The organism is Rhodococcus sp. 4CII, assembly GCF_014256275.1.
Classification (GTDB): Bacteria; Actinomycetota; Actinomycetes; order Mycobacteriales; family Mycobacteriaceae; genus Rhodococcus_F; species Rhodococcus_F wratislaviensis_A.
This window is the reverse complement of record NZ_JACCFE010000002.1, coordinates 4,689,836-4,708,356: the sequence shown is the minus strand read 5'-3', so window position 1 is coordinate 4,708,356 and position 18,521 is coordinate 4,689,836. Positions and strand designations below refer to the sequence as shown.

Sequence of the window (18,521 nt, the reverse complement as noted above, 5' to 3'; positions counted from 1 at the left end):
CATCGAAACCCGGCCACAACTCGAACCCGCCGACCGCCGAAGCGGCGATGCGCCGTATCGATCGCGTCGTCGATCAGATCCGGATCCAGATCGGGGAACCGTTGGCCGAGGCGCCGGCGGACGGCGACGATGTGCTGTTACTCAGCGGTGGTCGTATCCGCACATTCAGTCGACCGACCAGAGCGGGGCTTGCCCCGCGACGCGTTGCGGTATCAGGTCGACAGGTGGGAGGCCCGGATGCGCGCGTTCTCCGCGGCTTGTTGTTCGAGGCCGTAGAGCAGGCCGAAGGTGAAACCGTTCTCCCCCGGCGTGCTACCGGCGCGGGCACCGAGAGTGCGGAGGATCCCCGCGGCGACGACACTGTCCTGGTGCTCGCCGAGCACTTCCTGCAGTTTCTTGTACTTCTTCACTCTCTTCTTCGACTTCTTCTTCCCCAGGACCGGGGCGCCGAGTTCGGCCGCATAGCGGGCACGTTTGCAGGCCTTGCGGGCACGGTGCAGCGCCTCGTCCTCGGTACCCACCGCGGCGACCGCCGCCACCGCCACCCGCTTGTCCGCCTTCTTTCCCGCCCGGCGCACTCCCCGCTTGACGGCCTTCGGTTCCTCCGCCGCCTCGGTCAGCGGCGGATCGGACCGCCACGAGGTCAGGACGGTCAGCAACGTCCGGTACCGGTCCCCGCTCAGTGCCTCCATCACCGCGCCGCGATGGTGGAGTTGCTCGGACAGCAGATCGTTCTCGATCCGGGCGGCCACCGGTCCCAGCACCAACTCCGTCGGCAGGCCGGCGACCGCGGTCGCGAACCTCTCCCGTTGCACCTGCCGGTCCCGCACCTCACCGAGCAGTCCTGCATACCAAGACAATTCGGTGTCCATCCAGTCCCGTGACGCGGAATCGAACAACGGTCCGTAGACGCGCAGGATACTGCGCAGCCGCCGGATACCGACACGGGTGGGATGGACCGGATCGTGTCCACGCCGTAACGCCACGTCGCCGCCGACGATCGCCTGGATCTGCGCATCGACATACGCGAGAACCACCGCCCGCGCGGTCCCGTCCTCGCCCGCGGTGAGCACTTGGTCGGAGTCGGCCGACAGCGCCCGCGCGAGTTTCGACGCCCGCCCCGAGGGGTGCGCGTCGCCACGGGTGAGGCGTTTGCCGATCCGCTTCAGCAGTTTCTCGTCGCCGCCCTCACCGAGTTCGACCTCGACCTCGCGCCATTCGCTGGCCCGGGCACTCTCCCCCACCGCCGTCGCCCGAACCCGGTCGTCGTCCACCTCGGCGAGTAGGGTGTTCTGCTTGTCGTAGAGGCGATGCGCGCTCCGCACGGTCGAGATCATCGCCACCGGGTGCAGGGGTTTGCCGAGCGACACCCCCGCGACCAGATCCGCCAACTCCGCCGGGACGCTGTCCCCGTCATCGAGGGGAAGCCTGATCTCGGTGCGAGCCTTGTCCGCGGGCACCTTCAGATGCCAACCCGCGTCGACACCTCCCGTCCGCCGGCGCAGCGTCACGTGGTGGCGGAACAGGTCGTTGTCGGCGGTGTCGTAATAGACGCTGTCCAGGTCGACCGTGGCCCGCTCGATGCGGCCGTCGGCGGGCAGCGCTTCCGCGAGATCCGGAACGGCGAAATCGGGATCGACCTCGTACTTGTCTTCCCTCTCACGCTGCTCCTCGAGCATTGTTGCCATGACACCTCACCACATTCCGACGTTCCATGCCGACGGTCGAAATCGATCCGACGAACGTCGAGTACCCCTACCGCGCCGAAGTGAACAATTCGGACGCGGCGGGCCTGCGGCGGCCGAGCGCCGCCGAAGATCGGTACATCAGAGCGGTGCGCCGTCACCACTCGTCGTCGAGATCTTCGCTGTCGCGAAAGATCAGGTTGCCGTCGTCGAGGGCGATCGCCCACCGCCGCGTCAGCGCCCAATCGCGTCCGAAGGACTCTGGGCTGAGGCCGCCCGATTCGGCGAAGTCCTCGATGATCACCCCGGATGCGAGGGGCCAGCGGTCGGCCGGGAGTTGTGCGTCGAGGGAATGCGGGGTTCTCACCCGTGTTCCGACCGCAAACCGTCGTCGTCGCCCGCTCTTCGGGTCAGGGTTCATCGACATGGGTCTCCCCGTTCCGCTCAGTGATGTCGCAGGAGGTCAACACCTTCCGATTTCGCAGCCTCCGACGGGGCAGAGCATACGGCCTGATCCGTGCTGACGCGCGAGTAAGGAATGAGGCGCGGGGCGCTGGGCTATCGCCCGTTTCCCGGTTCGGGTGCGATGGGGTTGCCCTGCCAGCGGGTCGAGTCGGGAACACGGTCGCCGCGCATCACCAGAGACGCCGGTCCGACGGTGGCGTTCGGCCCGATGGCCGAGGCCGGCAACGCCACGCTGTGCGGACCGAGGGTGGCTCCGGCGCCGAGGGTGACGGTGTCCATGCTCATGATGCGGTCGTGGAACAGGTGGGTCTGCACGACGCAGCCGCGGCTGACGGCCGCCCCGTCGCCGAGGGAGACCAGGTCTGCCTCGGGCAGCCAGTACGTTTCGCACCAGACACCACGTCCGATGGAGGCGCCCATTGCGCGCAGCCACAGGTTCAATACGGCGGTGCCCGTCGCGGCGCGGGCGAACCAGGGTGCGGCGACCGTCTCGACGAAGGCGTCGGACACCTCGTTGCGCCAGACGAACGAACTCCACAGCGGGTGTTCGACGACGCCGATGCGGCCGATGACGATCCATTTGGCGGCCGCCGCAATGCCACCTGCGACGGCACCGGCCACGAGGAGGACGAGCCCGGACAGCACTGCCGCCCACACGAATCCGATGCCGCCCGCGAGCGCCTCGAGGGCGGCGAGCACCCCGAGCCCGATCCCGAACGTGATGATCATCGGGATCAACCTGCACGTTTCGATCAGGGCCCGGGCGACCCGCAGTCGGGTCGGGGGATCGAAGGTCCGCGAAGACGCGGCCTCGGTCGCCGAACGCCGCAGCCGGACCGGGGGGCTGCCGAGCCAGGACGAACCGGATTTGCCCTTCCTGTCCGGGGTGGCCGAGAGCACCGCGACCAGACCGTTCTTCGGCACGGTCCGTCCGGGTCCGGTCATGCCGGAGTTGCCGAGGAATGCGCGTTTGCCGACCTTGGCGGGCTCGATGCGCAGCCATCCGCCGCCGAGTTCGTAGCCGCCGACCATGGTGTCGTCGGCGAGGAACGCGCCGTCCGCGACGGTGGTGAACTTCGGAAGAACCAGGGCCGTCGAGATTTCGGTGTTCTTGCCGACCTTGGCGCCGAGCAGCCGCAACCAGAGCGGGGTCAGCAGGCTGGCGTACAGAGGGAACAGGAAGGTGCGGGCGGAGTCCATCAGCCGTTCGGTGGACCATGCCTGCCACCCGATCCGGCTGCGCACCGGGTGATAGCCCTCGCGCAGGCCGAGCCCGAGCAACCGCACCGACACCACGGTCATGCCCGCGAACAGGGCGAGGGTGAGGAGGGTCGCGGCCGGGAGCATCGGCAGTGCCCGAGTCACGGCCGCGCCGAGGTCGTCGGCGTCGCGGATCCACCATCCGAGCAGGACGAGACCGCCGGCCAGCGCGAGCAGGGGCATCCCCGCAACGGCGAGAGACGTCAGGCCGTAGACGGGGACCCACCGTGAGGAACGCGGCGGCCGGCTCTCCGGCCAGGGGCGCACCGCCTTGCCGACCTTTACCGCGGGCGAGCCCGCCCACCGCTGACCTGCCGTGACCTTCCCGGTGACCGCGGACCCCGGTGCCACCTCCGCGTGCGCCCCGATGCGGGTGCCGGGAAACAGGGTCGAGCGGGCGCCGACCGAGGCCCCGGCTCCGATGCGGATCGATCCGACGTGGACGACGTCGCCGTCGATCCAGTATCCGGACAGATCCGTCTCGGGTTCGATCGAGCAGCCCTCGCCGAGTTCGAGCAACCCGGTGACCGGGGGCAGGGTGTGCAGGTCCACCCGGGGCCCGATGTTCGCGCCGAGCGCCCGCGCGAAGTACACCATCCAGGTGGCGCCGGACAGGTTCGCCGCCCCACTCGCCTCGACCAGTCGCTCGGCCACCCAGATCCGCAGATGTTCGGACCCGCCGCGGCGGTAGCTGCCCGGTTCGATCTTCCGGAGAAGCAGTCGGGAACCGGTCGCGGCGACCGCCATCCTGCCGACCGGGGTGATGAAGACGAGGAACATCGCAAGTACCGGCCACCACGACAGCGCCGGCGCCCACGGTGCCGGTGAAGCCCAGGCCAGGACGTTGTTCGCCACTGCCAGCCAGGTAATCCACTGCAGGCCGGTCAGGGTGGTCAGCGGGACGGTTGCCGCGATCTGTGCCCATTGGGATGCCCGCGGCGTCGGAGAGACGGTGCGTGCCTCGACGGCCGCGGTGGGTGCGAGTTCGTCGAGGAACTGGGCCAGTGAGCCGAGACGGGGGTGGTCGTAGAGTTGCGCGACGGTCACCTCGGGGAAGCGTTCACGCAGAGCGCTGACCAGCTGGGCGGCGCTCAACGAGCCGCCGCCGATGGCGAAGAAGTCGTCGTCCGCGCCGGCGACCTCGGCGCCGAGGATCCGTGTCCAGAGGCCGGCGATCCACGCCGTGGTTCCGTCCAGATGCTGCGCCTGCGCGTTGGGAACCCGCGCCCCGGGCAGTGGCCACGGTAACGCACCTCGATCCACCTTTCCCGAGGTGCGGGTGGGTAGTTCGTCTACCCTTGCCAGTCGGGGGACGAGGGCAGCCGGAAGCTGCTGCGCCAGGTGCGCGCGGGCACGGGTGAGGTCGAAACCGTCCGGTGCGGCGAGGTATCCGATGAGCACCCCGGTGCCGGCTTCGGAAGTGCGCACCGCGGCGGCGGCAGCGGTAACTCCCGGTAACGCTTGGAGGGCCGCGTCGATCTCACCGAGTTCGATGCGTCGCCCGCCGAGTTTGATCTGGTCGTCGGCGCGACCCTGGAACACCAACCCTTCGCTGTCGAGTCGCACCAGGTCGCCGCTGCGGTAGGCGCGGTCCCAGCCGAGCGAGGGCATCGGCGCGTACTTTTCGGCGTCCTTGGCCGGGTCCAGATAGCGGGCCAGTCCGACGCCGCCGATCACGAGTTCCCCGACCTCGCCGTCGGCTACCCGGCGGCCACCCTCGTCGACGACGGCGAGATCCCATCCGTCGAGTGGGAGCCCGATCCGGACCGGACCGCTCCCGGACATCCGTGCGGCGCAGGCAACCACGGTGGCCTCGGTGGGACCGTAGGTGTTCCACACCTCACGCCCGTCAACCGCGAGCCGCCGAGCAAGCTCGGGCGGGCAGGCCTCGCCGCCGAAGATCAGGAGCCGGACGGAGTCGAGCGCCTCCGCGGGCCACAGCGCGGCGAGCGTCGGGACCGTGGAGACGACGGTGATCGACCGTGCGATCAGCCAGGGTCCGAGATCCATCCCGGTGCGCACCAGCGAACGGGGCGCCGGGACGAGGCAGGCGCCGTGCCGCCACGCCAACCACATCTCCCTCGCACGAGGCGTCGAACGCCACCGACAGTCCGGCCAGTACCCGATCGCCGGGACCGAGTGGGGCGTCGCGCACGAACAGTCTCGCCTCGGCGTCGACGAACGCGGCGGCATTTCGGTGCGTGACCGCCACCCCTTTAGGGGTTCCGGTGGACCCGGAGGTGAAGATGATCCACGCATCGTCCGACGGCTCCGGGGCCCGGACGGCGACATGACTCCCCGCGGCGTCGATTCCGTCGGCGGTGACGACCGCCTTGACCGCGGACTCGCCGAATACCAGCTCGGCCCGCTCGGGCGGGTCGTCCGCGTCGACCGGGACGTATGCGGCGCCGGCGGCGAGGACGGACAGGATCGCGAGATACAGCTCCCGGGAACCCGACGGCATTCGGATACCGACCCGATCGCCGGGTCCGACACCACGGGCAGCCAGCTCGCGAGCATCGGCGGCGATCCGGTCGACCAGTTCGGCGTAGCTCAGAGCCACCTCGCCGTCGTCGATCGCGGGAGCGTCGGGGTGACGCTCGGCGGTGTCGGTGAGGATGTCGATCAGGGTCCGCGGGGCGGGAGCGAGATCACCGGCGGTGAACGGGTCGAGATGCGTGGGGGCAGTCAATGTGCAAACTCCTTGTGGCACAGCACGGCCCGCACGGGTGTGAATCCGCGAGCGGGTGGGACAGCGGCGCAATGGACACCATGAGAACAGGGCTGACCCGGCTAGGTGGGTGGGTCGGCGTACTTCTTGGGTAGGCCCAGCGCCTTCAGAACGAGGCGCTGCAAGCTGCGGCGTTCCTTTGCCGAGAGGTTGCCGTACAGCTGATCGGATGCCTTGTCGACCAACTCGTCGCTACGCTCGCGGACCTGCCGGCCTGCCGGCGTCAATGACAGCACGTGCTTGCGCCTGTCCTTGGCATTCTTGGTGCGGGCCACGAACCCGCGTTCCTCGAGGTCGTCGAGCAGTCGGACCATGTCGCTGCGATCGAGGCCCAGAACATCGGCGAGCTGCTTCTGGGACAGCTCCCCCGGCTCCTCGAGACAGCTGAGGATCCAGTGCGTCCGAAGGTTCAGACCCTCGGCCGCCAACACGGCCCCGAGGTCCTCTCGGCCCACCCGATACAGCTGCGCGACCACGAAGGTGGGGCTTCGTAGCAAACGCTCCGGAGGTGTCGTGGATGCGGGCATGAACCCCACGATATCAGTAGTGGGTATTTGAGATGATAGAGATTCCCCACTAACCACGCATTTGCCTTGCAGGTCAGACCGATGGGAGGTCTCGAAAAACGACCACACCCTCTCGGATCACGACGGCGCCCTGGAGACAACCACCCCTTACCCGCATCGCGGCGATTGCAGGTATCGCCGCACTTCGAGGGCACGGCATCACCACCGTCCCACTGCTCGAGAGACAGGAATTCGACGGACCCGAGGCGCTGGTTCGCATGCAGGGCGTGCACGGGTCCATCTCCGGAGCGATCGGACCGGTCACCATCCGGCCGTACGCGATGGCCGTGACGGAAAACGGTGACACCGTCATGCCCTACGGTGTGCCGCAGAAGCTCAACTGAGCAAGGACCCGAACAGGTCTCGGTTGAAACATCGCCGGAGGAACAGGCTGATGAGGGGGTTTCCGAACCCGGTGGGCCGCCCGCGGCGTGTGAACTCACCGGGCAGGCAAGCGGTCACCGGCGAGGAACGGATGCGACGATGTACGTGGCCTCGACGCCTCTCGTCGACATTTCGAAGCTGAGTTCGGCCCTGGAACCCGGTCACCTGAAAGGGGCAGTGCAATAGACCTCCGCGACGCCACGGCGCTCGACGACCCGGTGGGCGAATCACTGCGATCCCGGCACGCACACCTCGCACGCCGACACGGCCGGGCCGTCACCTACCTGCCGGAAGTGGCGACGTTCTCCGCGGTCGCCGACTCCGAACGGCAGGCGTGGGACGACCTCGCTCGGTTGCTCGGGCCGAGCGAGTTCGCCGACATGTTCAGCAGTGACGCGACGCCGCCGGCGGACTGGGAGCCGGTGTTCACCCTGGAAGGTCGCCAGATGATCTGGGCCGGTGACGGGCCGGACGATCGTGATCGGGCCGGATCGGATGTGGTCGAACTCGGCGCGGAAACTGTGTCCGAGATGCGCGCCCTGGTCGCGTCGACTCGGCCCGGACCGTTCTGGCCGCGTACCCATGAGCTCGGCGGCTATCTCGGTATCCGCGAGCACAGCACGCTGGTGGCAATGGCGGGCGAACGGCTCCGGCCGCCGGGATGGACCGAGATCAGCGCCGTGTGCACCGCGCCCGAGGCACGCGGGCGCGGTCATGCCGGCCGTCTGGTCCTCACGCTCGTCGCGCAGATCGTCGCTCGCGGCGAACGTCCCTTTCTACATGTGGCCGAGACGAACACCGGCGCGATCGCGCTCTACGAGCGGCTCGGCTTCCGCACACGCAAACACGTCACCTTCCGCGGATTCCGCACGCCCTGATCACCACCGGCGTACCACCGTGTACGGGGCGACGTGGCACTCCCCCGCAGCTCAGCGAGAGAAAACGCGTCGCCGCATCGAGCGCTCACGCTGAACGGACCGGGCGGGTCCGGTGCTCCCCCGCACGATCAACCGCGGTTCGACGATGACCTCGGCAGCAACCGCGTCGTCGTCCTCGAGGCGCTTCACCGCGAAGGTGACCGCGTTCTCGGCGAGCTGATCGACGTCCTGCCGGACCGTGGTCAGATCGATGCGCGACAGATGCGCGATCTCGCTGTCGTCATACCCCACGACCGACACGTCCCGAGGGACATCGACGCCCGCTCGGTCCAGCGAGTCCATCAGCCCCAGCGCACACCGATCGTTGCCTGCCAGTACCGCGGTGGGCAGCGCGCCCTCCTCGAGCATCAGCCGTCCCGCCGCCACTCCCGCAGCCTCGTCGTGAGAGCCGGGGATCACGCGGATGAACTCGTCCAGGCCGTGATCGCGCATCGCCGCGACGTAGGCGTCGCGTCGAGCGTCCGCACCCGGTGCCGAACCTCCACCGATGTGATGGATGGCGCGGTGCCCGAGGTCGGCGAGGTGGTCGACCGACTGCCGGATTCCGCTGTCGTCCGCGCTGCGCACCGCGTCGAACGCACTCGGTGGCATCGGTTTTCCCACTACGACCACGACTGCGCGATCTTCCAGCTCTTCCAGGTACCCCCGGCCCGAGTTCGGGCCGAGGAGAATCAGGCCCTCACAGCGGTGACTGAGCATGGACTCGATCGCCTCGAACTCGTCGCGCCCCGGCGCGCTCACCGACAACAACACGTCGTACCCGGCCGCTTTCGCGACCGGGTAGATCCGCGTGACCAGGTCGGCCTGGAACGGCTGCTGGACGTCGAGCAGCACCCCCAGCGTTCGGCTCCGGCCGCGGGCCAGCAGTCGAGCCGCGCTGTCGGGCTTGTATCCGAGTTCCGCGGCGACTTCCAGCACACGCAGGCGCGTCTGCTCCCCAGCCCCGGGCTTGCCGCGCAGCACGAACGAGACCAGCGTGCGGGAAACTCCGGCACGGGCAGCAACGTCGTCCATGGTGGGTTTGCGTGCGCGCGCCGTACCCGTTGCACGGGTGGAACCAGCACTGTTCACGGCAACCCCTTCCACTGTTCAGCGGCATGCTGCCACCCCACCCGCGACCCCTGGTGCACCGACCGTATCGACGTGACTGTGACAACAGCGGTCGATCCGCGTCGTCGTACTAGTTAAGCGCTTAAGTAGCGTTCTGCCACGTCGAATCCAGCTCGTACAGCCGAGGTCGACGGCTGTCGCTGTCGGACGGAGTGGCACGAGACCGAACGTGTGGTGTACAACATAGTCGGCCACAATGTGAACCAGATCACAAGCGTGACCGTGCGGCACACATACCAACATCGACGAAAGCAGGACGCGTGGCGACAACCTCGATCACCCCGACGACCCTCACCGGAACGCAGACGTCCCGGCGCGGCGGCACCATGAGCACCGCGGAGATCAAGTCGAGGATCGAGGCGATGTTCGCCGACGACCGCAGGCCCACCCGCCGCACCGCTGCCGGCTGACAGCAGAACCGAACTGACGCTCAGCCGTCTTCGGACTCGCGCCACCTCCTGAATACCCCCGAACCGACCGTGCGACGCGTCGGCGCAGGCCCGTGACCGACTCGGTGCGAGGCCGGTGAGTGACCGCTGCCATACTGTCGCGCACGAGATCAATGATCGTCGGGAGGTCACGGGTGGGCAGCACAGAGGCGGTTCCGGACGCGCCGGATGTCGAGGCCGAATGGAACGACTTCGACTCCGCGGAGGCCGGGCACGCGGCCCGGATGGAGGAGTGTTCCGACTTCTTCCGTCAGCCCGAACTCGCGCATCTCCCCGATTCCCGGTTGGACGAGGCGCTTCGGTCACTGGCCGCGACGGGACGCTACGAGCAGACCCGGGAAGAGATCGAGATCGGCGCCCAGTTGGCCTGGCGTAACCACGCCCGATGTGTGGGGCGCAAGCATTGGCGCACTCTCAAACTCCTCGACGCCCGGCACGCCACGACGGCCGACGAGATCGCGGAGGCGTGCTGGGAGCATCTGCGGGTCGCGACCAACGGCGGCGCGCTGCGGTCGGTCATCACCGTCGGTCCGCTGCCGCTCCCCGACGGTCGCGAGTACAAGATCCTCAGCCCGCAGCTCATCCGATACGCGGGATACCGCCATGCGGACGGGACCGTGACCGGCGATCCGGCGCACCTGGGCATCACCGAGACCGTCACGAGGATGGGGTGGCGCGGCGCGGGAACGCGATTCGACGTGCTGCCCCTGCTGATCAGCACTCCGGACGAGCCGCTGCGCTGGTACGACGTTCCCCCGGACCTGGTTCTCGAGGTCGAGATCGAGCACCCCGACCACCGCTGGTTCGCCGACCTCGGTCTCCGGTGGCATGCCGTCCCCGCAGTGTCGAACATGAGCTTCTCGGTCGGCGGTCTCATCTACCCGCTCGCCCCGTTCAGCGGGTGGTACGTGAGCACGGAGGTCGGGGCCCGCAACTTCAGCGACGAAGACCGGTACGACATGTTGCCCGCCATCGCCGAAAAGCTGTGTCTCGACACGTCATCGGAGCGGACACTGTGGCGCGACCGCGCCCTCGTCGAACTGAACCGGGCCGTGATCCACAGTTACCGGCAGGCGGGTGTGCACATGGTCGATCATCACACCGTCGCGAAGCAGTTCATCAGCCACGTCGAGCGCGAAGAGTCGCTCGGCCGGACGTGCCCGACGGATTGGTCGTGGATCAATCCGCCGATGTCGGCGGCGCTCACGCCCACCTTCCACCGGCTCTACGACGCGCCCGACATGGACATCCGGCCGAACTTTCTCGCGGCCCCTGCGGCGTCGGGATGCCCGATCTCCGGTGCGGGACATTCCGCTCAGCCGCGATAGGGCGGGGCGACGCCCCACCCCCATCGTGGGACGGGAGCGTGCTCGACGACCTCGGCGCCGGGACTCGAATTCTGGAGGGCCAGTCTGGTCCCCCATTCGACGTAGGCCATGAAGGCGGAACGGAACTCGGGATCGGACGGCAGGTCGGCGTCGTCGGCGGCGAGGCTCATCGTCGCCGCGAAACGGTGCCGCTGCTCCGGGCTGATGCCGAGTCCGATGTGGTGCCGCAACATTCGTTCATAGCCACCGAGTAGATCGGTGTAGCCGGGCGGGCCACCGAACACCTCGCACCACCACAGGGTCACGTTGCGGCGATGCTCCTCGTGCACTCCGCCGGGGAACATCGGCGACAATAGGTCGTCGCGCTCCACCCGGTCGTAGAAGGCGTCGATCAGCCGCCGGAACGACTGCTCACCGCCCGCCCACTCGTACAGGGACGGTGTGTCCTGATCACTCATGTGAGCTCCCGATGTCCGTCGTCTCTCCATTACAATACACATCAGTATTGGATTGAAAAGAGGATCGAGCATGAGTGTGGCCGGGCGCAGTCGCGACACCGATATCGACACCAGGGTGCTGAAAGTGGCGAGCCGGCAACTGTCCCGGGCCGGATACGACGCGATGTCGCTCGCCGCGATCGCCGCGGAGGCCGGCACCACCCGTCAGGCGCTGTACCGGCGGTGGGCGACGAAGGCGGATTTGGCCGCGGCAGTCGTCGCGCTGTTGGCCGACGAAGCCGCGGACCCGTCGTCGACGGACCCGTTCGGTGATCTGGTGCGCGAGCTGACCGACTTCCAGCGCGGGGTGTCGCGCAACGGCCGGCTGTCGCTGGTCGGGACGATGCTGCAGGACACGACGGATGACGATGTCCGCGCGCAGTACCGTGCGCGGGTGGTGGCGCCGCGCCGCCGCCGCATCCGCGCGATCCTGGATCGTGCCGCGGCGCTGAACCTGATCGACGCCGACGCCGATCTCGATGTCGCCGTCACCATGACCACCGGCAGTTGGTACGGCCGGGCCCTCGCCGGCGACCGTCCCCCGGCCGATTGGCCGGCCCGGACCGCGGCGCTGATCTGGCGGGCCGTCGGGGGAACTGCCCCCTCGTGAGTGCCGGCTACGCCGCGGGCACGGCCGGGGCGCGGCGGTCGCCCATGTTCCGCGACGTCAGCACACCGACGAGCAGGAGAACACCCGCGACGGCGATGAACCAGCCCGTGCGGTGCAGGCCGTCGTCGCCGATGACGTGACCGGCGGTGGTCTGCAGCACGACGGCAGACAGGTTCGCGCCGACGTACTGCACGGTGCGGTACATCCCGATCGCCGTGCCCACTTCCTCGACGGACGTGACGGAGCTGATCAGATTCTGATTGCCGATGTTGTTGAATCCATTGGGGATTCCGAGTACGGCGGCCACCAGGAGCAGGACGACGATCGGGGCGGTGCTGCTTTCCACCGAGGCCAGGAGCAACCCGCCCACCAGTAGTGCGCACGTGCCGACGGTGAGCGTCCGACGCACCCCGTGCCGCCGGTACGTCCGCGACGCGAGCAGCGTGGAGCCGATACCGACGGCGGCGACGGGCAGCATCGTCAGCCCCGCCTCGGTGGCGCTCATCCCCCGGGAATACTGCAACCACTGTGGGATTCCGAAGAAGACGCAGTAGAACGCCGTGTAGGTGAGGAGGGTGCGGGCGAGGGTGGCGCTGAGCGCACGGTTTCGCGCCAGCGCTCGGACGTCGATGAACGGTTCGTCCGCCCGCCGTTCCCACTGGACGAACAGGGCCAGCACCACCGCCCAGACCGGGAGGAGCCACCACACCGGGGCCGTAGTGAGCGAGAGCAGGAACAGCATCGTCGACGAGATGAGCGCGAGGAACAGCAGGACGCCTACTACGTCGAGCGAGTGCACCAGTTGCCGCCGGCTGACCGACATGCCGCCGACGAAGCCGACGTTCGCGAACTTCGTGACCGCCACGGCACTGAACGCGGCGATCGGAAGGTTGATCCACATGATCGACTGCCAGCCGAACGCACCAACCAGCAGTCCGCCGAGTGTCGGGCCGAGTGCCACGACCGCCTGGCTGCAGATCGCGAGGGTCGTGATCGCGGTGCGCGGCTGCGCGCCGTGGCGTTCCGCGTAGCCGCGAATCATCGTCATCGCATTGGGATACTGCGTGGCGGTTCCGATTCCGACCAGAACTCGCGAGAAGATCAGCCAGCCGACGGTGGGTGCCAGCAGGCCGGCGACAGAGCCCAGCGCCACGAGGGCGAGGCCCCCGAGATACACCTTCCGGGCACCGAGCAGGGCACCGAGTTTCCCTGCCATCGGGGCGGTGACGGCCGTCGCGATGTAGAGCGCCGAGATCACCCAGGTGATCCCGGACGAGGAGCCGAACTGGGCGGCGATACCGACGATCGCCACCGCGATCATCGACGAGTTCAGGGGTTGGAGGATGCTTCCGGTCGCGACTGATCCGCTGACCCGGAACGGTACGGATCGAGCCTGCTGCGCGACCCCGGTGTCCGCGACGGTCGCGCTCACGAGTGCATCAGTGACTCCCGCTGCGGCGCCGGCTCGGGGGTCGCGGCGAGTCGGCGGAGTAGCCGTCCGGCGATGAAGAGCAGGTCGCGCTCGGCGTCGGTGCATTCGGCGGCAAGCGCGGCCGTCAGCCACTCGCTCCGCCGTGACCGGTCGTCCACGAGGGTCTGCAACCCCAGCGCGGTGATCGCGACGATGCTCGCTCGCGCATCCTGGGGGTCCACCGTCCGCGAGACCATTCCGGACTCCTCGAGTATCGCGACGGTCCGCGCGATCGACTGCGGCGCCACCTGCTCGAAGCCTGCGAGAGCCCGTGCACTCATCGGACCTTCCCGGTCGAGATGGGCGAGGGCCTGGAGCTGCGAGGGCGTGAGCAGGTGCCCGGCGCGCTGAGTCCGGATGCGCCGCGTGAACAGATTGACGTCCTCACGGAGCTGTTCGACCTTCTCGTCCATGGTGGCCTCCCTCTCACAGTCGTTTCATTAGCCAGTCTAGCTGTTTTATTTCCATCTCACAATGAGGCCACATCAGCGTAAACAGGAAATTCGCCCGGAGATATTCATCAGCAGTGCTGTCTAATGTGTCGGAGCGAGGTTCAGGGCGTTCGAATTCCTCCAGGTACGGCGGGCGCGCCGGGCGTCCCACAGGAAACTCGGAGGCGATCGCTGGCACTATTGAGGACGGCGAACGCTGATCGAGATCGGAAAGAAGGTGGTCGTGACTCTCCGCACGCGCACAACCGGCATCATCGCGGTCGTGGCCATGACGTTCCTGGCCACGGCATGCACCATCGGCGATACCGGCACGTCCTCAGAATCCGCGACCACCACCCAGACCGCGCCTGCATCGATCGCCGTTCCCGCGGCCGAGGGTGCGCCGATCAACCCGACCACCCCGATCGTGGTGACCGCGACGGGCGGCAAGCTCACCACCGTGACCGTCACGAATCCCGCGGAAGCCGGCGCACCGGTCGCAGGAGCACTCGCCCCCGACAGCATGAGCTGGACCACCAGCGTGCCGCTCGGCTACGGGTCCACGTACACAGTCGTCGCCGACGCGGTCAACCCGGACGGTGCGCCCGTCGAGAAGACCTTCTCCGTGACGACGATGACGCCCGGTGCCACGGCGTACGCGAACGTCGTCCCAGCACCCGATGTCGTCGCCGATACCGGCATCGGCGTCGGCCAGCCGATGGTGTTCCAGTTCACGGAACCGGTCGTGAACAAGGCCGAGGTGCAGCAGCGACTGCACGTGACGACGACGCCGCCGCAGCCGGGGGCCTGGTACTGGACCGACGACCAGAACGCGCACTACCGAGCCGCGAACTATTGGGCGCCGGGAACCAGGATCCACGTCGAGGCCGACGTGTACGGCGTCGACCTCGGTGACGGCGTCTTCGGTGCGGAGGACAATTCGGCCGACTACACCGTGCACGACGCGTGGGTGGCCAAGGCTGACGGGGCGAGCGAGGTGCTCACCGTGTTCCACAACGGTGTGCAGGAAACCTCCATGCCGATGAGTCTGGGCTCGCCCGATCACCCGTCGCACGAGGGTCCGCACGTGATCTCCGACAGGCAGCAGAGCATCATCATGGACTCGTGCACCTACGGGGTTTGCGCCGGCGACCCGGACTACTACCGCGAGAAGGTCGACCTGAACCTCCGCATCTCGAACGACGGAGAGTTCGTCCACTCGGCTCCGTGGTCGGTGGGCGATCAGGGCAGCAGCAACGTCTCCCACGGTTGCGTGAACCTGGCCCCCGCCAACGCCCAGTGGATGTTCGACCACTTCGGGATCGGCGACGTCGTCGAGATCACCAACTCCGGCGGCCCGCTGCTTCCGGTGTGGGACACGTACGGGGACTGGGAGGTCCCGTGGGATCAGTGGCAGGCAGGTAACGCAACGGCGTAGGAGGCGCTCGTGAGTTCACCATCCGCGGGATGTGTCGAACAGTTGAAGGCGGTTCTGCCGCACCGGGTGCACCTACCGGAGACGGACGACTATCACGCTGCCCTGGGCCGGGTGTTCTTTCCCGAAGCCTCGAGACGCCGTCCGTCCTGCGTCGTCGAACCGGTGTCGGTGGACGAGGTCTCGACCGTCATGAGAGTGGCACACCGGACGGGTGGCACCGTCACCGTCCGCGGCGGCGGCCTGAGTTCCAACTGCGTCGCCGACGACGCCGTCATGCTCGACCTGTCGGCGGCTCTGAACACGGCTCGCCCCGAGGGTGATCGGGTGGTCGTGGCCGGCGGCGCCACCGTGGGAACCATGCTGGACGCCCTCGCCCCCACCGGCCGGGTGGTGCCGGTCGGGATCGTCGGACACGCCGGTTTCGGACTCGTCACCCGCGGCGGCGTCGGGTACCTCACGCGCAGTCTCGGGTTGACACTCGATCAGCTGGTCGAGGTCGAACTCGTCCTGCCCTCCGGGGAGGTCGTCCACCTGTCCGATGCGAGCACCGGCGACGAGGCCGATCTGTGGTGGGCGGTCCGGGGCTGCGCGCCGTGCTTCGGCGTCGTCACGTCGGCGGTGCTGCGCACGCATCCGCAGGGCCCGGTGTGGGTGGATCGGATGGTGCTCGGAATCGACTCGCTCGCCACCTATTTCCGTGTCGCACCGACGCTTCCGCGGAACACCACGATGGGCGCGGTGCTCGGCTACAGCGCACTCTCCGCCGACGAACCCATCCTCTTCGTCTACACCGCGTGCGCGAGCAGCGACGCCGCCGACATCGACCGGGCCCGCGCCGCCGCCGATGCGGTCGCCGGCGGGTCGGGCAACGTCCTGTACCGGTCCGAGACGTCGGGCACCTACCTCGGTGGGCTGCCCGAATTCGCACCACCCGGACTCGACGGCGAAGAACCCGAGCCGATCCGGCTACCCGAGCCGGGCGAACCGCGGGGATCCTTCTTCGGGAAGGCCGTCTTCACGGGCGCCACCCTCGACTCCCACCTCGCGGAGGCCCTCGCCACCCAGATCCGCGGGGCCCCGACGCGGGAATGTCGTATCGACTTCCAGCACACCGGCGGTGCACTCGCCGACGTGGGCGACGAGGACACCGCCTTCTGGGGCCGGAGCGGCGAGTGGAACATCCCGCTGAACGCGATCTGGTCCGACCCGTACTACGGTGCCGCCTGCCTGTCATGGGCGGGCGGCACCCTCGACGCGCTCGCTCCCCACACCACCGGCGTCTACAGCGTCGAGGTGCGGCCCGGCTTCCCCGAAACCGGCGCCGAAATCAACGCGGCCTACGGCGGAAACCTCCGCCGACTGCGGGAATTACGGCAGCGACACGACCCGATGGGCGTCCTCACGCACTATCCGCTGTAGGTTCGGTGCCGGCGTCGACAGGGGGCCTGCGGCTCCGACGTCCTGGTTTCTCTTGCCGTTGCGCTGCTCTCGGCGAGAGCCTCACCCAGATAGACTCGGTCAACGGGCGCAGGGGTGCGTTCGGCAGCGCAAGAATTACAAGGAGGAATCGCCGTGCCACCACGGAAGAACGCCGCGACAGCCACGAACAAGAAGGCTGTGAAGCGGAGCGATCCAGTGGACTGGGCGAGCTACTTCTGGGAGAAGAACGACCTCGGCGCGGACCGCGAAGCCTTCCTCGCCATGAGTTCGATGCTCCGGTTCCATCGGATCGTGACCGACGCGCTCGAAGTCGAACTGAAGAGCCACGGGCTCAATCTGACGGACTACCTGCTGCTGATGACGCTCGAGCTGAGCGAAAACGGCACCCGGCTGCTGTCGAGGCTGGCCAAGAGTTTGCTCGTGCACGCCACGACGATCACCCTTTCGACCGACCGTCTGGAAAACAAGGGTCTCGTATCGCGGGACGCGCACCCGACGGACCGGCGCGCAACGTACGCGACGATCACCGACGAAGGACGCGAGTTCATCCTGGCGGTGACCAACACCCTGAAGGAGATCAACTTCGGTCTGGTGGGCAGTACGCCTGTGCAGCAGCGCAAGCTCCTGGCCGCGCTCACGGCACTGCGCTCCGCTGCGGGCGACGTCGACCCGGCAGACTGAGCGGGCATGATCGCACTTCACCTCGGTGAGTCGGCCTGGTACTCCACCGGCCGAGGTGAGATCTTTACCGGATGAGTGTGCGTGCGGTCGGCAACCTGCCGGTGGAGATGACCAGTTTCGTCGGCCGGCGAGAGGATCTCACGCAAGCGAAGAATCTTCTCGCCTCCACGCGGCTGCTGACCCTGACCGGCATGGGTGGAGTCGGAAAGACGCGATTCGCCGTCAGGCTCGCCGGCGAAATCCGGCGCAACTTCACCGATGGTGCCTGGCTGGTCGAACTGGCGGATCTCCGGCAGGGCGGCTTGCTGGCCCCGACGATCAGCAGCGTCCTGGGCATTCGGGACGAGTCGAAAGACCCTGTCGGCTTCTTGACCGAGCACCTCCGGGATCGGCGGCTCCTCCTGGTTCTCGATAATTGCGAACACCTCACCGACGCGTGCGCAGAGTTGATCTCCGGGCTCCTTCGCTCTGCACCGACCCTCAAGATTCTTGCCACGAGCAGACACATCCTGGGGGTCGAGGGCGAGCAAGTCTTTCCCGTGCCACCTCTCGCGCACGAGTCCGCAACCGGCCTCAGTGAAGCGATGTTGCTGTTCGAGGAGCGAGCATCGGCAGCGGACCCACGGTTCCGCATCACCGACGACAATCGCGAAGCCGTCGCAACAATCTCCCGAGCGTTGGAAGGCCTTCCCCTGGCTGTCGAACTGGCTGCAGCAAACGTCCGCACGTTCAGCCCGGTGGAGATTGCAGAGCGACTCCAGGACAGCGAGGTCCTGACGGCCACCGAACAGACGCGCCCCTCACGCCATCGCACGTTGGACGCCGCCGTGGACTGGAGCTACCGCCTGTGCACTCCACATGAACGGCATGTGTGGGAGCAACTCGCAGTCTTCTCCGGAGGATTTACGGTCGAGACTGCGGTCGGGGTGTGCGTACCCTCCGAACCCGGATCCAGTGTCCTCGGTGCATTGATAGGGCTCGTCGACAAATCGATCATCGTCCGCATCAACGGCCCTCACGGAACACAGGGCCGGTAT

At 67.9% G+C, this 18,521-nt stretch carries 14 protein-coding genes and 4 pseudogenes; 9 read left to right on the top strand and 9 right to left on the bottom strand.

Going from position 1 to position 18,521, the window contains the following annotated elements; all coding sequences use genetic code 11:
• Positions 1-32: 32 nt before the first annotated feature.
• The 5 genes and pseudogenes from H0B43_RS43220 to H0B43_RS22480 form a co-directional block, all read right to left on the bottom strand.
• A pseudogene (locus H0B43_RS43220) lies at positions 33-131 on the bottom strand (three-helix bundle dimerization domain-containing protein); the annotation flags it as partial.
• Between the two features lie 81 nt (positions 132-212).
• On the bottom strand, positions 213-1,679 hold the full coding sequence (locus H0B43_RS22495) for a CYTH and CHAD domain-containing protein (RefSeq protein WP_185729835.1): 1,467 nt from the start codon (positions 1,677-1,679) through the stop codon (positions 213-215).
• 163 nt (positions 1,680-1,842) lie between these two features.
• Positions 1,843-2,052 carry a hypothetical protein gene (locus H0B43_RS22490; RefSeq protein WP_252189724.1) on the bottom strand — a complete coding sequence of 70 codons (210 nt, stop codon included), beginning with the start codon at positions 2,050-2,052 and terminating at the stop codon, positions 1,843-1,845.
• A 191-nt stretch (positions 2,053-2,243) separates the two neighbouring features.
• Positions 2,244-6,102, bottom strand: a pseudogene (locus tag H0B43_RS22485) (Pls/PosA family non-ribosomal peptide synthetase).
• 101 nt (positions 6,103-6,203) lie between these two features.
• Complete coding sequence (locus tag H0B43_RS22480) at positions 6,204-6,668, bottom strand: MarR family winged helix-turn-helix transcriptional regulator (protein WP_185725931.1); 465 nt, start codon at positions 6,666-6,668, stop codon at positions 6,204-6,206.
• A 194-nt stretch (positions 6,669-6,862) separates the two neighbouring features.
• On the opposite strand from H0B43_RS22480, the pseudogene H0B43_RS22475 reads away from it, so the two are divergent.
• Positions 6,863-7,051 (top strand): annotated as a pseudogene (locus H0B43_RS22475) (MspA family porin); the annotation flags it as partial.
• A gap of 258 nt (positions 7,052-7,309) precedes the next feature.
• Positions 7,310-7,969 carry a GNAT family N-acetyltransferase gene (locus tag H0B43_RS22470; protein ID WP_312033670.1) on the top strand — a complete coding sequence of 220 codons (660 nt, stop codon included), beginning with the start codon at positions 7,310-7,312 and terminating at the stop codon, positions 7,967-7,969.
• Between the two features lie 51 nt (positions 7,970-8,020).
• Here H0B43_RS22470 and H0B43_RS22465 read toward each other — a convergent pair whose 3' ends face one another.
• Positions 8,021-9,043, bottom strand: coding sequence for a LacI family DNA-binding transcriptional regulator (locus H0B43_RS22465; RefSeq protein WP_185729837.1), 1,023 nt, complete (start codon positions 9,041-9,043; stop codon positions 8,021-8,023).
• A 356-nt stretch (positions 9,044-9,399) separates the two neighbouring features.
• Between H0B43_RS22465 and H0B43_RS22460 the strand changes: the two genes are divergently transcribed.
• Both H0B43_RS22460 and H0B43_RS22455 read left to right on the top strand, forming a co-directional pair.
• Complete coding sequence (locus tag H0B43_RS22460) at positions 9,400-9,549, top strand: hypothetical protein (protein WP_185725932.1); 150 nt, start codon at positions 9,400-9,402, stop codon at positions 9,547-9,549.
• 263 nt (positions 9,550-9,812) lie between these two features.
• Complete coding sequence (locus tag H0B43_RS22455) at positions 9,813-10,916, top strand: nitric oxide synthase oxygenase (protein ID WP_252190053.1); 1,104 nt, start codon at positions 9,813-9,815, stop codon at positions 10,914-10,916.
• Here the strand turns inward: H0B43_RS22455 and H0B43_RS22450 are convergent.
• Positions 10,904-11,374 carry a group II truncated hemoglobin gene (locus H0B43_RS22450; protein WP_185725934.1) on the bottom strand — a complete coding sequence of 157 codons (471 nt, stop codon included), beginning with the start codon at positions 11,372-11,374 and terminating at the stop codon, positions 10,904-10,906. The two genes, H0B43_RS22455 and H0B43_RS22450, sit on opposite strands and share 13 nt — an antisense overlap.
• A 70-nt stretch (positions 11,375-11,444) precedes the next feature.
• Here H0B43_RS22450 and H0B43_RS22445 point away from each other — a divergent pair, with 70 nt between their 5' ends.
• Positions 11,445-12,023 (top strand): TetR/AcrR family transcriptional regulator, encoded by a 579-nt coding sequence (locus H0B43_RS22445; RefSeq protein ID WP_185725935.1) that lies wholly within the window; start codon positions 11,445-11,447, stop codon positions 12,021-12,023.
• A 7-nt stretch (positions 12,024-12,030) separates the two neighbouring features.
• On the opposite strand, the gene H0B43_RS22440 is transcribed toward H0B43_RS22445, so the two are convergent.
• Together H0B43_RS22440 and H0B43_RS22435 are read right to left on the bottom strand one after the other, a co-directional pair.
• On the bottom strand, positions 12,031-13,455 hold the full coding sequence (locus tag H0B43_RS22440; RefSeq protein ID WP_185725936.1) for an MFS transporter: 1,425 nt from the start codon (positions 13,453-13,455) through the stop codon (positions 12,031-12,033).
• Complete coding sequence (locus H0B43_RS22435) at positions 13,452-13,907, bottom strand: MarR family winged helix-turn-helix transcriptional regulator (protein ID WP_185725937.1); 456 nt, start codon at positions 13,905-13,907, stop codon at positions 13,452-13,454. Before H0B43_RS22435 ends, H0B43_RS22440 begins: the two co-directional genes overlap by 4 nt.
• A 256-nt stretch (positions 13,908-14,163) precedes the next feature.
• Between H0B43_RS22435 and H0B43_RS22430 the strand changes: the two genes are divergently transcribed.
• The 4 genes and pseudogenes from H0B43_RS22430 to H0B43_RS41740 form a co-directional block, all read left to right on the top strand.
• The gene (locus H0B43_RS22430) at positions 14,164-15,363 is read left to right on the top strand and encodes an Ig-like domain-containing protein (protein ID WP_185725938.1); all 1,200 of its coding nucleotides are present in this window, start codon (positions 14,164-14,166) and stop codon (positions 15,361-15,363) included.
• A gap of 9 nt (positions 15,364-15,372) precedes the next feature.
• On the top strand, positions 15,373-16,782 hold the full coding sequence (locus tag H0B43_RS22425) for an FAD-binding oxidoreductase (protein ID WP_185725939.1): 1,410 nt from the start codon (positions 15,373-15,375) through the stop codon (positions 16,780-16,782).
• Between the two features lie 153 nt (positions 16,783-16,935).
• The gene (locus tag H0B43_RS22420; RefSeq protein ID WP_185725940.1) at positions 16,936-17,484 is read left to right on the top strand and encodes a MarR family winged helix-turn-helix transcriptional regulator; all 549 of its coding nucleotides are present in this window, start codon (positions 16,936-16,938) and stop codon (positions 17,482-17,484) included.
• A gap of 71 nt (positions 17,485-17,555) precedes the next feature.
• A pseudogene (locus H0B43_RS41740) lies at positions 17,556-18,266 on the top strand (ATP-binding protein); the annotation flags it as partial.
• Between the last annotated feature and the right edge of the window lie 255 nt (positions 18,267-18,521).